Origin of the sequence: Streptomyces sp. ID05-26A (assembly GCF_033794685.1) — a bacterium.
GTDB lineage: Bacteria > Actinomycetota > Actinomycetes > Mycobacteriales > Pseudonocardiaceae > Lentzea.
The window spans coordinates 785,529-798,904 of the sequence record NZ_JARAYZ010000002.1; the positions used below are offsets into that span (position 1 = coordinate 785,529).

The 13,376-nt window shown below is 70.1% G+C and carries 14 protein-coding genes; 8 read left to right on the plus strand and 6 right to left on the minus strand.

Annotation, left to right across the window (positions count from 1 at the left end; translation table 11 throughout):
• Both PV646_RS19440 and PV646_RS19445 read left to right on the plus strand, forming a co-directional pair.
• Positions 1-1,002: an ABC transporter permease gene (locus PV646_RS19440; RefSeq protein WP_500343575.1), complete on the plus strand. Its 1,002-nt coding sequence runs from the start codon at positions 1-3 to the stop codon at positions 1,000-1,002.
• On the plus strand, positions 999-1,772 hold the full coding sequence (locus PV646_RS19445; RefSeq protein ID WP_500343576.1) for an ATP-binding cassette domain-containing protein: 774 nt from the start codon (positions 999-1,001) through the stop codon (positions 1,770-1,772). The genes PV646_RS19440 and PV646_RS19445 overlap by 4 nt, the downstream gene beginning before the upstream one ends.
• Positions 1,773-1,782: 10 nt before the next feature.
• Here the strand turns inward: PV646_RS19445 and PV646_RS19450 are convergent, their stop codons facing one another.
• Positions 1,783-2,124, minus strand: a complete 342-nt coding sequence (locus PV646_RS19450) for a YybH family protein (protein ID WP_500343577.1) — start codon at positions 2,122-2,124, stop codon at positions 1,783-1,785.
• A 3-nt stretch (positions 2,125-2,127) separates the two neighbouring features.
• Between PV646_RS19450 and PV646_RS19455 the strand changes: the two genes are divergently transcribed.
• Positions 2,128-2,532 carry a winged helix-turn-helix transcriptional regulator gene (locus tag PV646_RS19455; protein ID WP_500343578.1) on the plus strand — a complete coding sequence of 135 codons (405 nt, stop codon included), beginning with the start codon at positions 2,128-2,130 and terminating at the stop codon, positions 2,530-2,532.
• On the opposite strand, the gene PV646_RS19460 is transcribed toward PV646_RS19455, so the two are convergent.
• The gene (locus PV646_RS19460) at positions 2,506-2,796 is read right to left on the minus strand and encodes a hypothetical protein (RefSeq protein WP_500343579.1); all 291 of its coding nucleotides are present in this window, start codon (positions 2,794-2,796) and stop codon (positions 2,506-2,508) included. The genes PV646_RS19455 and PV646_RS19460 overlap by 27 nt on opposite strands.
• Before the next feature lie 18 nt (positions 2,797-2,814).
• On the minus strand, positions 2,815-6,681 hold the full coding sequence (gene hrpA, locus PV646_RS19465) for an ATP-dependent RNA helicase HrpA (RefSeq protein WP_500343580.1): 3,867 nt from the start codon (positions 6,679-6,681) through the stop codon (positions 2,815-2,817).
• Between the two features lie 471 nt (positions 6,682-7,152).
• On the opposite strand from hrpA, the gene PV646_RS19470 reads away from it, so the two are divergent.
• Both PV646_RS19470 and PV646_RS19475 read left to right on the plus strand, forming a co-directional pair.
• The gene (locus PV646_RS19470) at positions 7,153-7,707 is read left to right on the plus strand and encodes a DUF4240 domain-containing protein (protein ID WP_500343581.1); all 555 of its coding nucleotides are present in this window, start codon (positions 7,153-7,155) and stop codon (positions 7,705-7,707) included.
• Entirely contained in the window at positions 7,707-8,033 is a 327-nt protein-coding gene (locus tag PV646_RS19475) for a hypothetical protein (protein ID WP_500343582.1), read from the plus strand. Before PV646_RS19470 ends, PV646_RS19475 begins: the two co-directional genes overlap by 1 nt.
• On the opposite strand, the gene add is transcribed toward PV646_RS19475, so the two are convergent.
• Complete coding sequence (gene add / locus PV646_RS19480; protein WP_500343583.1) at positions 7,949-8,977, minus strand: adenosine deaminase; 1,029 nt, start codon at positions 8,975-8,977, stop codon at positions 7,949-7,951. The two genes, PV646_RS19475 and add, sit on opposite strands and share 85 nt — an antisense overlap.
• 50 nt (positions 8,978-9,027) lie before the next feature.
• Complete coding sequence (locus PV646_RS19485; protein WP_500343584.1) at positions 9,028-9,735, minus strand: alpha/beta hydrolase; 708 nt, start codon at positions 9,733-9,735, stop codon at positions 9,028-9,030.
• A 198-nt stretch (positions 9,736-9,933) separates the two neighbouring features.
• Between PV646_RS19485 and PV646_RS19490 the strand changes: the two genes are divergently transcribed.
• Genes PV646_RS19490 through PV646_RS19500 form a run of 3 tightly spaced genes read left to right on the plus strand, consistent with a single transcriptional unit; the run spans position 9,934 to position 12,519 of the window.
• Positions 9,934-10,305 carry a DUF4180 domain-containing protein gene (locus PV646_RS19490; protein WP_500343585.1) on the plus strand — a complete coding sequence of 124 codons (372 nt, stop codon included), beginning with the start codon at positions 9,934-9,936 and terminating at the stop codon, positions 10,303-10,305.
• A gap of 52 nt (positions 10,306-10,357) precedes the next feature.
• Positions 10,358-11,404, plus strand: coding sequence for a threonine aldolase family protein (locus PV646_RS19495; protein ID WP_500343586.1), 1,047 nt, complete (start codon positions 10,358-10,360; stop codon positions 11,402-11,404).
• Positions 11,401-12,519 (plus strand): site-specific integrase, encoded by a 1,119-nt coding sequence (locus PV646_RS19500; protein WP_500343587.1) that lies wholly within the window; start codon positions 11,401-11,403, stop codon positions 12,517-12,519. Before PV646_RS19495 ends, PV646_RS19500 begins: the two co-directional genes overlap by 4 nt.
• A 387-nt stretch (positions 12,520-12,906) precedes the next feature.
• On the opposite strand, the gene PV646_RS19505 is transcribed toward PV646_RS19500, so the two are convergent.
• The gene (locus tag PV646_RS19505; RefSeq protein WP_500343588.1) at positions 12,907-13,356 is read right to left on the minus strand and encodes a YybH family protein; all 450 of its coding nucleotides are present in this window, start codon (positions 13,354-13,356) and stop codon (positions 12,907-12,909) included.
• Positions 13,357-13,376 lie beyond the last annotated feature (20 nt).

The window sequence follows — 13,376 nt, forward strand, 5'->3', positions numbered from 1 at the left end:
ATGACGGCGGTGGTGGAGCAGCGGGACCGGTCGCTGCTGACGCGCGTGCAGCACGTGCTGCACGCGCAGGCGACGATCGGGCCGGCGGTGGTGCTGCTGGTGTCGGTGATCGTGTTCGCGTTGCTGTCGGACCGGTTCCTGACGCCGGGCAACATCTCGCTGATCCTGCAGCAGGTCGCGGTGGTGGGCACGCTCGCGGTGGGGCAGACGATCGTGATCCTCACGGCGGGGATCGACCTGTCGTGCGGGGCGATCATGGTGCTGACGTCGATCGTGATGGCGAAGGTCGCGTCGGAGACCGGCCTGCCGGGACTGCCGGCGTTGCTGCTGGGTTTCCTGGTCGGCACGGTGTGCGGGTTGCTCAACGGGATGCTGGTGACGCGGCTGAAGCTGCCGCCGTTCATCGTCACGCTGGGCACGTTGAACGTGTTCTTCGCGCTGAACCTCTGGTATTCGGGCAGTGCCACGATCCGCGGCTCGGACATGCCGTCGTTGCTGCTGTTCACGGGACAGACGTTCACCGTCGGCGGCACGCGCATCACCTACGGTTCGATCATGCTGGTGCTGCTGGTGGCGGCGATGGCGTTCGTGCTGAAGAACACCGCGTGGGGCCGGCACGTCTACTCGACCGGTGACGACCTGGAGGCGTCGCGCCTGTCGGGGATCCGGACGGCACGGGTGCTCCTGAGCGTCTACGCGGCGGCGGGGCTGATCTACGCGGTGGCGGCGTGGACGTTGATCGGCCGGATCGCGTCGGCGAGCCCGCAGGCGGGGCAGACGGACAACCTGGACTCGATCACCGCGGTCGTGATCGGCGGGACGTCGCTGTTCGGCGGCCGCGGCGCGGTGGTGGGGTCGCTGATCGGCGCGTTGATCGTCGGCGTGTTCCGCAACGGCCTGGCTTTGGCCGGGGTGGACGTGTTGTGGCAGACGATGGCGGTCGGCGTGCTGATCATCGTGGCGGTCTCGCTGGACCAGTGGATCAGGAAGGTGAAGGCATGACCACCCCGATCCTGCAGGCCACGGGCCTGGTGAAGCGGTACGGCAGGGTGACGGCGCTGGCGGGCTCGGACCTGGAGCTGCTGCCGGGCGAGATCCTCGCGGTGATCGGCGACAACGGCGCGGGCAAGTCGTCGCTGATCAAGGCCCTGTCCGGTGCGGTGGTGCCGGACGAGGGCGAGGTGCTGCTCGACGGCTCCCCCGTGTCGTTCTCCACGCCGCTGGACGCGCGCAACGCCGGGATCGAGACGGTGCACCAGTCGCTGGCGGTGTCGCCGTCGCTCGACATCGCGGCAAACCTGTTCCTGGGTCGTGAGCTGCGCCGCAAGGGCGTGCTGGGTTCGGTGTTCCGGATGCTCGACCGCGCGGGCATGCGGGAGGAGGCGCGCCGTCAGCTCGACGCGCTGGGGATCATGACGATCCAGAACCCCGGCCAGGCGGTGGAGACCCTCTCGGGCGGGCAGCGCCAGGCCGTGGCGGTGGCGCGCGCGGCGGCGTTCGGCAGCCGGGTCGTGATCATGGACGAGCCGACGGCCGCGCTCGGGGTGCGGGAGTCGCGGGCGGTGCTGGACCTGATCCTGCAGGTCCGCGACCGCGGCCTGCCGGTGATCCTGATCAGCCACAACATGCCACACGTGTTCGAGGTCGCCGACCGCATCCACATCCAGCGCCTGGGCCGGCGCAAGGCGGTGGTGGACCCGAAGTCCGTGTCGATGTCGGACGCGGTCGCGATCATGACCGGCGCCATGGAACCACCGGAGCAGGCCGCCTGACCGGTACCGCTCAGGCGGTGCCGAACGGGTTGTCGATCACGTACCGCCACCGGCCGTCCGCGCCTTCGCGTGCGACGTCGGTGGCGGTACCGGTCACGTCCCCGATCGACCAGTCGACGATGAGCAGGGCGATGCCGTCGTGTGCGTAGACGTGCCGGGGCCGCACGTCGATGGGCAGTCCGAGGCCGAGGAACCGCTGGTTGGCGTCGCGGCGGGCCGCGTCGGTGACGGTGCGGCCGGGTTCGGGGACGAACAGGCCGCCGGGTTCGTAGACGGCGTCGACGGCGTGCGGGTCGCGGGAGTTGAACGCGGCGGCGAACGCGTGGGCGACACTGGCGGGGTGGATGGTCATGGGGTGAGCGTCGCGGGCGCCGCAGTGGGTCACCAAACGGTGACCTGGGACGCCGAACTGGTGCCGTCGGAGCCGGGGCGCACACGCGGGCCGAGCGCGGACTGCCCGGTGGAGGTGGCCCTGTCCGTGATCAGCGGCCGGTGGGCGACGCTGGTGCTGCGCGACCTGATGCACGGCCCTCGCTCGTTCTCGCAGCTGCGCGCGGGATTGCCGGCGTTGAGCGCGAAGGTGCTGACCGAACGCCTCGACTCGCTCGTGGCCCGCGGGGTGGTGTCGTGCGAGCGCTCCCCCGGCTTCCCGGTGCGGACGTCGTACGCGCTGACGTCCGCCGGGCTGTTGCTGCGGCCGTTGCTGGTGCAGCTGTACCGCACGGGTGAGGCGCTACAGGGCGAGCTCCCGGATCACTGACTCCAGCGGCGCCAGGACGTTGCGCGACCGCATCAGGCCTTCGGAGATCTCGACGACGCCGGGCTTGAGCCGCTTCCAGTGCTCGTCCTCGCCGGGGATCTGGAACAGGCTGAGCGCGAACACCGGTTCGCGGCCCAGTTCCTGTTCCAGGCCGGTGAGGACCTCCCGCAGCGAGTCGTCGAACCTCGCTCGGGTGTCGTCGTGGGCGTTGGGAGCGTCGCCGCTGATGTGCACGACCCAGGTGGAATCCCCAGAGTTGTTCATGCTCCACGGTAGCGAGTTCTACAAGGGCACGGCGTCGAGTGCTTTGTAGATGCGTTTGTCGCTGATCGTGTAGCGGGTCTTGATGGTCTGCGCGAAGTACGACAGCCGCAGCTCCTCGATCATCCACCGGATCTCGTCGAGTTCGGGCGCGGGTTCGTCGGCGGGGGTCTGCGCCCGCAGTTCCCGGTACTCGGCGTGGACCTGGTGCACGGTGTTGGTCCAGTCGAGGTCGCGGCGCGGGTTCTCGGGCAGTTTCTCGATGCGCCGCGTGACGCCCTTGAGGTAGCGGACGAGGTCCGGGAGCCGGTCGTAGCCGGTGCGGGTGACGAAACCCTTGTACACCAACGAGTTGAGGTGTGCGCGGATGTCGTTGGCGGAGTCCGGGACGCCCTTGAGACCGGACAGTTTCAGCTCGGCCTCGTGGTGGGCCTCGAGGACCTTGCGGACCTCCTGCACGACGACCCACGTGGTGTCGTTGAGGGCGGCCTGGACCTTCTTGAGCTGGGCGGCGTAGGACTTGGCGTTCCACGCGGGCTCGCCCATGAGCCGGTCGACGGCGGCCATGATGCAGTCGGCGAGCAGTTCGGCGACGCCGCCGTGGGGGTTGCGGGTCAGGGCGAGCTTGGCGGCGTTGTCGAGGTGGCGCTGCAGGTGCTTGACGGGCGAGTTGATGCCGAGCAGCAGGAGTCTGCGCACGCCGCGGCGATGCGCGTAGGCCTGGCGGCCCGGGGTGTCGAGGACCTTGATCGCGGCGCTCTCGCCCCGGTCGAGCAGCGACGGGTAGGCGGTGACGGTGATCCCGGACTGCCGTTGCTCGATGGTCTTCGGCAGCGCGTCGAAGTCCCAGGTGGTGAGGCCGGTGCGTTCGAGGTGACCGGCGGCCTGCGACAGCGACTCGCGGACCTCGGCGCGCAGCTTGGCCTTGAGCACCGCGATGTCCTTGCCCTCGGCGAGGGTGCGGTTGTTCTCGTCGACGACCTGGAACGTGAGCTTGAGGTGGTCCGGGACGGTGTCGAACTGCCAGTCCTCGCGGTGCACGGTGACACCGGTCAGTGCCTTGAGTTCGCGTTCGACGCCGCTGAGAAGGCTGGTCTCGCCGGGCTTGATGCGGGCGAGCACGGCGGTGGCGACGTCGGGGACGGGCACGAAGTTGCGGCGGATCTGCTTGGGCAGCGACCGGATGAGCGCGACGACCAGGTCGTGGCGCAGGCCGGGGATCTGCCAGGAGAACGCGTCGTCGTCCAGCGCCGTCAACGCCGGCAGCGGCAGCTGGACGGTGACGCCGTCGTTCTTCGTGCCGGGCTCGAAGTGGTAGCTCAGCGGCAACGTCAGCTCGCCCTGGCGCCACTGGTCGGGGTAGGCGTCGGGGGTGACGTCCGCGCGGTCGTTGACCAGCATCTCCTTGGTGAAGGTGAGCTGGTTCTTGTCCTTCTGCTTCTTCCACCACGAGTCGAAGTGCCGCGCGGACACGACCTCGGCGGGGACGCGCTTGTCGTAGAACTCGTAGAGCGTTTCCTCGTCGACGACGATGTCGCGGCGCCGCGCCCGGTTCTCGAGTTCGCCGACCTCGTCGAGCATCGCCCGGTTGGTGTGGAAGAACCGGTGGTGCGTGGTCCACTCGCCCTGCACGAGCGCGTGCCGGATGAACAGCTCACGCGACAGTTCGGGGTCGATGCGGCCGTAGCTGACCTTGCGGCCGGCGACGATCGGCACCCCGTAGAGCGTGACCTTCTCCAGAGCGACGACGCTGCCGCGTTTGGTCTCCCAGTGCGGTTCGCTGTACTGGCGCTTGACGACGTGTTCGCCGAGGCGTTCGGCCCATTCGGGTTCGATCTTGGCGGCGATGCGCCCCCACAGGCGGCTGGTCTCGACGAGTTCGGCGGCCATCACCCACTGCGGTGGCTTCTTCGCCAGCGCGGAGCCGGGGAAGATCGCGAACTTGGCGTTGCGGGCGCCGAGGAACTCCGTCATGGGGCGGCGTTTCTCGTTGGGTGCCTGCTTCTTGAGGACGTCCTTGACGCCGATGTGGCTGAGCAGGCCCGAGAGCAGCGCGATGTGGATGTTGCGCGGGTCGCCGGGCTGCTCGTCGAGGTGCATGCCCATCTGCTTGGCGACCTGGCGCAGCTGCAGGTAGATGTCCTGCCATTCGCGCACGCGCAGGTAGTTGAGGAACTCGGCCTTGCAGCGCTTGCGGAACTGGTTGCCCGACAGTTCCTTCTGCTGTTCCTTGAGGTACTGCCACAGGTTGAGGAACGTGACGAAGTCGGATTCCTTGTCCACGAACCGCGCGTGCTGCTGGGTCGCGGCCTCCTGCTGGTCGGCCGGGCGTTCGCGGGGGTCCTGGATGGACAGTGCCGCGGCGATGATCATGACCTCTTTGAGGCAGCCGGTGGTGTCGGCTTCCAGCACCATGCGGCCCAGCCGCGGGTCCACGGGCAGGGCGGCGAGTTTGCGGCCGGTCGGGGTGAGTTTCTTCTCGGCGGCGTTGATCGCGCCGAGCTCCTGGAGCAGGCCGATGCCGTCGTTGATGTTGCGGGAGTCCGGCGGGTCGATGAACGGGAACGCGGCGACGTCACCGAGGCCGATGTTGGTCATCTGCAGGATGACGCTGGCGAGGTTGGTGCGCAGGATCTCGGCGTCGGTGAACTCCGGGCGGGCCTCGAAGTCCTCCTCGGAGTACAGGCGGACGCAGATGCCCTCGCTGACGCGGCCGCAGCGGCCCTTGCGCTGGTTCGCGCTCGCCTGGCTGATGGGTTCGATCGGCAGGCGCTGGACCTTGAGGCGGTGGCTGTAGCGGGAGACGCGGGCGTTGCCGGGGTCGATGACGTACTTGATGCCGGGCACGGTGAGGCTGGTCTCGGCGACGTTGGTGGCGAGCACGACGCGCCGGCCGGTGTGGCGCTGGAAGACCCGGTGCTGCTCGCCGACGCTGAGCCGGGCGTAGAGCGGGAGGATCTCGGTGTTGCGGAGGTCTTCGGCTTTCAGCGCGTCGGCGGTGTCGCGGATCTCGCGTTCGCCGGACAGGAACACCAGGACGTCGCCGGGGCCTTCGGCCTGCAGTTCGTGGACGGCGTTGATGATCCCCTGGGTCTGGTCGTCGTCCTCTTCCAGGGGCCGGTAGCGGGTCTCGACGGGGTAGGTGCGGCCGGAGACCTCGATGACCGGGGCGTTCTCGAAGTGCGCGCTGAACCGCTGCGGGTCGATCGTCGCGGAGGTGATGACGACCTTGAGGTCGGGGCGGCGCGGCAGCAGCTGCTTGAGGTAGCCGAGCAGGAAGTCGACGTTGAGGCTGCGTTCGTGGGCCTCGTCGATGATGATCGTGTCGTAGCGACTCAGCTCGCGGTCGGTCTGGATCTCGGCGAGCAGGATGCCGTCGGTCATGAGCTTGACCAGCGTGTCGTCACCGGACTGGTCGGTGAACCGGACCTTGTACCCGATCGTGTCACCGAGCTTGGTGCCCAGCTCCTCCGCGACGCGTTCGGCGACGGTGCGCGCGGCGATCCGGCGGGGCTGGGTGTGGCCGATCTGGCCGGTGATGCCGCGCCCGAGTTCCATGCAGATCTTGGGCAGCTGCGTGGTCTTGCCGGACCCGGTCTCGCCCGCGACGATCACGACCTGGTGGTTCGCGATCAGCTCTTTGATGTCGTCCTTGCGCTGGCTGACCGGCAGCTCGGCCGGATAGCTGATCTTGGGAACGGACTCCCTGCGCAGCGCGACCTTGAGCGCGGCCTCGTCGATCTGGGCGGCGATCTCCTCGGTGATCTTCTTGCGCGCGAGCGGGTCCTTGACCCGGCGTGCGCCGTCGAGGCGCCTGGCGAGCCGGCGTTGATCACGCGGCATGAGCTCGGGCAGGCGTTTGTGCAGTTCAGCGTGCGGGGTGTCCATTTGGCCTCAAGGATAGACAGGCCACCGCTGTTCGCTCGCGTCAATAACCGCCAGACTCCGCTGCCGGCGTCGCGCCGCGGGCTCACTGGTCGCCTGGGAGCCGGGCGGCGCCACGCCTGACCTGGGGCGACGCTTGGGGGTGGCTGTGCGGCCGCCGCGTCTGGCCGCCGGTGGGTGAGATCGCTGACCTCGCGGTCCGGTCCGGCGAGCGACGTCGGCCGGCTGCCGTGTCCGGCGGCGGTTCCCGCTGTCTCGCACCACCCCTCGCCCGTGCTCCCCTGGGCTCTTCGCGGCTGCCGCTCCTCCTCCCATCCGCCTCACCTGCGTGCGTCCTCTCCGAATGGACGCCCCTGCGTCCCCGGCGGCCCCCGCCACCGCCCGCTCCCTCCAGATTCGGCCTTTCACCACCTTTGAGCTGCGAGGATGCCGGGGCTTCGAAAATTGTCAGACCCTGTCGCTAGCGTGCTCGGCATGGACCTGAACGCGTTCTGGGGCCTGGTGGAGGCGTCCGGTGTGGACGCGGCCGATCAGGACGATCGGCTGGAGCGGCTGACCGCCGCTCTGGCCGCGCTGCCTGCCGGTGAGGTGGTGGAGTTCGCGGTGCGGCTCGACGAGGTGCGCCGGCGGGTCGACACGTGGGGGCATTGGCACGCGGCGGATCTGATCTGCGGCGGGTGGTGTTCGGACGACGAGTTCTTCTACTTCCAGGCGTGGCTGGTGGGTCAGGGACGGGCGGTGTTCGAGGCGGTGGCCTCGTCGCCGGACGCGCTGGCCGATCTGCCGCACGTGCGGCTGCTGGCCTCTCGTGGCGATGTGCACGCGTGGGCGCAGGAGGAGTGGCCGGACTGGGAGGGCCTCGACGGTGTGGCGGCCGAGGCGTTCGACGGTGATCTGGAGGCGCAGCCGGCGGTGCGCGGGCTGCTGGTGTCGCCGGATCCGGCCGGTGAGTCGTGGGACTTCGCTGACCGCGCGGAGATCTCCGCGCGGATTCCGCGGTTGGGTGCGTTGTTCGGGAAGGTGGCGTGATGGACGTGCCGGTCGATGTCGTGGTGTGGCGGGCTCCTGGTCCGGCGTCGTTCCCGGAGGCCGCGGCGCGGTACGCGGAGTTGCGGTCCTCGCCGCTGGGCGCGTTCGAGCCGGCGGTGGCGGCGTTCGTGCGGGAGTTGCGGCGGACGTCTCCGGATCCGTCGTCGCCGGTGTCGTGGGACGAGGCGCTGACGGTGGGGGTGGACGCGGTCATCGTGCACGTGGTGTGGCCGGGGCGGCGTCAGGTGCTGGAGCTGGTGGCGTTGCTGGCGCAGCGGCACGGGCTGGTGTGTTTCGAGCCGGCCCGCCAGGTGGCGATGTCGTGACGTAGCGCGGTCTTGGTCGCCTCGGGCGCGTAGGAGGCGTCGACGGCGTTGGTGGCGAGGCGGGCGAGGGTGTCGTCGTCGAAGCCGAGGTGCTCGCGCAGCAGCCGGTACTCGTCGGTGAGCGTGGTGCCGGTGGAGGCGGGGATGTCGGTGCTGAGCGTGACGGTCAGGCCGGCGTCGAGCAGCAGTGGCAGCGGATGAGAGGAGAGCGAGTCGACCAGTCCCAGCGCGACGTTCGACGACGGGCACGCTTCGAGCGGTGTGGCGCGGTCCCGCAGCAGCGCGACGACCTCCGGGTCCTCGAGTGCGCGGAACCCGTGGCCGATCCGGTCGGCGAGCCCGACGGTCAGGGCCTCGGCGACGCTCGACGCGCCGCAGCACTCTCCGGCGTGGTGCACGAGTCCGATCCCGGCGTCCCGCGCGGCGCGGAACACGGCGGTGAACGGGGTGAGCGGGTGGTCTTCCGCTCCGGCCATGCCGATCGCCACGACCCGCGGGTGGGCGACCGCGAGTCGTAGTGAGTCCTGAAATCGCGCTACCGATCGCTTTCTGGGGTGGTCCACGATCACACGGCATTCGATGCCGTGGGCGGCCTGTCCTGCGGCGAGCCCGGACAACACCGCCTCGAGCGGCATGTCCGGATCACCGAGTCGTTCTCCGTGCGCTGCCGCGGTGAACGTGACCTCGGCGTACCGGGTCCCCTGCGCTGCTTCCTCGGCGCAGAACTCGTACGCGATCCGGTGGAAGTCCTCGGCTCGCCGCAGGCAGTCCCGCACTGCCCCGTTGTGGGCGGCGAACTGCGCGAACCCGTCGAACGCGCCCGCCTGCACGGCGGGGACGTCGACGCCGTGGTGCTCGGCGAGCTCCGCGAGGGTGTCGGCGCGCACGGTGCTCTCGAGGTGCACGTGCAGGTGGGCTTTGGGCAACGCCGCGAGATCACGCATGTGCCGCGACGCTACCCACGCCCGCCGGTGAGCGCCCGGCATTTTCGGTGTTACCGCGTGAGGAACGCGATGGCGCTGTCGATCTCGTGGTCAGGGACGTCGCCGTGGCCGCCGGGGTTGGCGTGCAACGACTTGTGCGGTGTCGCGAAGGCGTCGAACAGCGCGAGGCCGGCGTCGCGGCCGACGAGCCGGTCGTCGCACTGCAGCAGGAACCGCACGGGCACGGTGATCCGCGCGGCGGCGAGCACGAGGGCGTCGGTGGCGCCGATGAGCCCGAACACCGCCGCGCGCACGCGGGGTTCGGCGGCGACGAGCGGGATGCCGAGCGCGCTGCCCATGGACACGCCCCAGAACCCGGCGGTCGCGCCGGTGAACGGCAGGGCGTCGAGCACGGAGCGCCATTCCGGGATCGCGCGGCCCGACTGCAGGGCGTTGTACTCGGCGATGAGTTCGCGGGCGTCCTGCCCGGCGCTCATGCGGGCGCGGATCTCGGTGGTGAACCGCTCGTCGGCGGCGGTGCGGGGCCGGTCGCCGTGGCCGGGGGCGTCGAGCGTGACGACCGCGAGACCCGCCGTGGCGCAGCGGTGCGCGCGGGCGACGACGCCGGGGGCACGTGTGTGCTGGCCGCCGCCGTGGGCGCCGAGCACGAGCCCGGTGGGGTCGCCCGCGGGGGTCCACAGCGCTCCGGGGACGCCGTCGTGGACGAAGTCGCGCCGGGTGACGCCGTCGGCGGACGTGGTCGTGGAGGTGTAGTGCATCGTCGATCGCCTTTCGGGGCTGCGTGGAGCGCTCCCGTGGCGACGCGTGAGCGTCAGGCGTGGATCGGGAGGGAGCGCCCATCGGGGTTGACCGCGTTGATGGGACTCACCTCCTTCGGCTCATCGCGTGCGGTGACCCTAGAGCAGGCGGGTATTGCGCGCGACATCGGGCGTGCGGCGCCGCTAAATTCCCGTGCCATGCCTGATGTTGTGCAGACGCGCCACGGCGCGACGGTGCTGATGTGCGCCGCCGACGGTCCCCCGATCACCGACGAGCAGTCCGCTGTGGACCTGATGGGAACGTTGTGGGGGCAGGACGTGCAGTGGCTGGTGCTGCCGCTGGCGCGGTTGTCCGAGGACTTCCTGGTGCTGCGCACGCGGGTGGCGGGCGCGGTGGTGCAGAAGTTCCAGCAGTACGGGTTCCGTCTCGTGGTGGTCGGGGACGTCACGGAGCAGGTGGCGGCGAGCACGGCGTTGCGGGACTTCGTGTACGAGTCGAACCGGGGCCGGCAGCTGTGGTTCGTCGCGGACGAGGCTGAGCTGGACGCACGGCTGAGCGCGGCGGCCTGACCACGGCGAACGACCCTATTGCACATTAGTGGCAATAGGTAGTCTCGAGGTCATGGACATCCGTCGTTCTCTGTCGCAGCACAGTGGTCCGCGCAAGTCGCCCCACGAGGTCCTCGGTCGTCTCGCGCAGTGGGTCACGCCGAGCACGAGACCCGAGGATCCCGTGCGGGAACTGGAGGAACGGGTGGCGGGCCTGCTGGGCAAGCCCCAGGCGTTGTTCTTCCCGTCGGGCACGATGGCGCAGCAGGTGGCGTTGCGGGTGCACGCCGACCGGACGGGCCGGCGAGCCTTCGCGGGGCACCCGCAGACACACCTGCACGTGTGGGAGAACCAGGGCTACAACGCGCTGCACGGCCTGACGTTCCACCCGGTCGGCGACCGCAACGAACTGTTCGGCCTCGACGACCTGAAGGCGGTGCACGAACCGCTCGCGGCCGTGGTGTTCGAACTACCGCAACGCGACATCGGCGGCCTGCTCCCGCCGTTCGAGGACCTGGCGGCGCAGACGGGGTGGACGCGGGAGTCCGGCGCGGCCGCGCATTGCGACGGCGCACGCCTGTGGGAGGCGCAGACCGGCTACGACGCCACCTTCGCCGAGATCGCCGCGTTGTTCGACACGGTGTACGTATCGCTCTACAAAGGACTCGAAGGCGTGCGCGGCGCGGTGCTCGCCGGGGACGCGGAGACGATCGGGCACGCGGCGGTGTGGCGCCGCCGGATGGGCGGGGCGATCGCCGACGCGTGGCCGCTGGCCGCGATCGCGTTGATGGGCATGGACGTGAACCTGCCGAGGATGGCGGAGTTCAAGCAGCACGCCCAGGCACTCGCGGAGGCGATCAACGCCGACGGCTTCGCCCACACCACGCCGGAGATACCGGCCACTCCCCTGTTCCACGTCCACCTGCCGATGTCCCGCCACGACGCGCAGCAGGCGGCACAGCACCTGCTGGACGAGACGGGGATCCGGCTCTTCCTGTACGCGCGGTCCAATCCAGACCCGGGCCGGTGCTCGTTCGAGGTGAGCGTGGGGATCAGCGGCCTGGAGTTCACGCCGCGCGAGGTCGTGGAGTTGATCAGAGGACTACCATCGCGGGTGTGAGCCTGCCCGAACCCGTCCAGCACGCGCTGGTCAGGGTCTCGCACTCGGTCCTGATCGACGTCGACGCGCTCGCGGGCGTGCGCGAGAGGTTCGACGACGAGCAGGCCGCGTCGCTGAGCGGCTATCTGCGCAGCGCCCAGTCGCCGAACACGGTGCGCGCGTACCGGTCGGACTGGATCGCGTGGGCCGGATGGTGCCAGGCGGAGGGCCGCCAGGCGCTGCCGGCGGACCCGCTGGACGTGGCGGTGTACCTGGCGGTCGCGGCGGACACGGTGAAACCGGACGGCTCACCCGCGTTCGGGCCCTCCACCCTGGAACGCAAGTCGGCGGCGATCTCCGCGGTGCACGCCGCGAACGGCCTGCCCAGCCCCACCCGCAGCGACGTCGTGCGGCTCACGCTGCGCGGTATCCGCCGCACCCGCAAGGCCCAGCCCAAGCGCAAACGACCGGTGCTGCTCGACACCCTCGAAGCACTGCTGAACGAACGCCCGCCCGAAGGCCCGGCCCGCACGCGCGACGCCCTGCTGCTGCTGGTCGGGTTCGCGGGAGCACTGCGGCGCAGCGAACTCGCGGCCATCGAGTTCGGCGACGTGACCGCGGACGTCGATCCGCGCACGCACGAGCCGCTGCTGCTGATCCGGCTCGGCACGACGAAGACCGACCAGACGGGCAAACACCAGCAGTCGGTGGTGCTGCCGCGCGGCAGCAGGCGCCCGACGTGCCCGGTGTGCGCGTTCGCGGACTGGGCCGACGTGCTCGACGGCCGCGAGATCACCGAGACCGGCCTGCACCGCTGCCACGGCTACCAGCCCGGCGGCCGCCAGGGCGCGCTGTTCCCGATCATCAACCGGCACGGCGGCGTCAGCGGCAAGGCGATGTCGGGACGCGCCGTGGCGGAGCTCGTGAAGCGCTACGCGGTGCGGGCGGGCCTGGACCCGGCACTGTTCGGCGGGCACTCGCTGCGGGCCGGGTTCGCGACGCAGGCGGCGCTGGGCGGGGCGAGCGACCGGGAGATCATGCGGCAGGGCCGGTGGACCAACCCGCGCACCGTGCACCGCTACATCCGCACCGCGAATCCCCTCGAGGACAACGCCGTGACCCGCCTGGGCCTCTGAATCTGTGACTCAGCTCTCACTCTGCGTAGTTAACTGTAAACAAGATCCCCTCCGATAGGACTGCACCACACGGCGCAGTCGACTACGCCGCACGCATTACTGAACCGGGACGTTTCCGTCGTGTTTCCAGGCCGTGTGAGCTGCTCTTATGGTCCGCCATTCGGCGAAAATCCGGCCCCTTGACCAGCGACTCGACCCAATTCATGAATCGATCTCGCACTTTGGGAGTGGCTGGTCGCATGCACCGAGAGCAATACGATCACCACACCCGGTCATCGACGACCGCCTCACAGACCTTGCGAAATCCGCCGCAGGAGCGCCGAGGTCCGGACCGACCCCCTGCACGGTCCGGACCTCGGCACAGTGACACCGCCCCACGAGCCCAGATCACGGCTCCAGATCGGTCGCCGCCAGGAACGACCCGTCCATGTGGAACGGCACCGAGTCGTGCGCGTGCGTCACCAGCCACCGCCCGTCCCGCCGCTGCAACCCCACGGTCGTCCGCATCCACATCGAGAACCCCTCCGGATACCCGACCGGCACCGCCGCCAGCCGCGCCAGCCCGTGCGCGAACGCCACATCACCCGACACCACCACCGTCAGATCCCGGTGCTCCAGGGTGATCGGCCCCGCGAACCCGGCCATCCACCCCGCCAGCGACTCCACGTCCCGCGCGTCCCTGCCCACGTTGCGCAGCGGCGGCGCCAACGTCGCCGTCACCACGTCCTCGGCGTACCGCGCCACGATCCTCGCGGGATCACGCAGCCGCATGCCCTCCTCGTGCTCCGTGAACGTCGCACGGATCGCGGTCTCGTCCTGCACCAGCGTCTGAGTCATCTCGAAAACCTCCGTCGAAG